We start from the raw sequence: 624 nt of genomic DNA, 5'->3' as shown, positions 1-624 counted from the left end.
CCGCGTGTTCCAGGTCGGCTCGGCGGGCCTGGCGCAGGGCCAGGGTTTCCTCGGCCTGGGCCAGCAGGTATTCGTGGCTGTGCTCTATGTAGCGCAGGCGCAGCTGGGCCGGTGGCTGCGGTGGCAGATCGGGCAGCGGTGGCAGATCCAGCAGCGGTGGCGCAGCCTCCCCCTCCTTCGTCCGCGCAGCCTCCAGGCCCGGAAAACGCGCCTGCAGGTCGGTTTGGGCCGCCTGGTACGCGGCCTGGGCCGTTGCCAGCGCGGCCTGCATGCGCGCGTGCTCGGCGGCGGCCAGTTCGGCGTCCAGCCTGGCGGCATCGCCTGCGCGCAGCCTGCGTTCGGTGACGCGGGCCAGTTCGGCGGCAGCGTCGGCATTGTCCCGGGCGGTCTGCTGCGCCTGGCCTGCGCGCTGTGCGGCAAACCACAGCGCCAGCAACTGGCGTGCGGCTTCGTGCCGCACATCCTGGGCCGCCACGCGCGATGCGGCCTGGGTCGCTTCGGCAAGCTGAGCATCGGACTCGGCCTTGCCGCCCAGGCGCAGCGGGCGCTCGATGGCGATCTGCCCTTCGGCAAAGCGCTGGCCCGAGCCGTCGTGCACCCAGCGGCGCTGGCCGCTGGCACGCA

The 624-nt window shown here is 73.6% G+C and carries 1 protein-coding gene; it reads right to left on the bottom strand.

The window, feature by feature from the left end:
- Positions 1 to 624: TolC family protein (locus L995_RS30580; RefSeq protein WP_047475221.1), on the bottom strand; the 624-nt coding region annotated here is incomplete at both ends.

This window comes from Delftia sp. ZNC0008 (assembly GCF_000799035.1).
In the GTDB taxonomy this organism is placed as follows: Bacteria; Pseudomonadota; Gammaproteobacteria; order Burkholderiales; family Burkholderiaceae_C; genus Comamonas; species Comamonas tsuruhatensis.
Note: the sequence above shows the minus strand (reverse complement) of the source record. Positions and strands in the feature narration are given on the sequence as shown.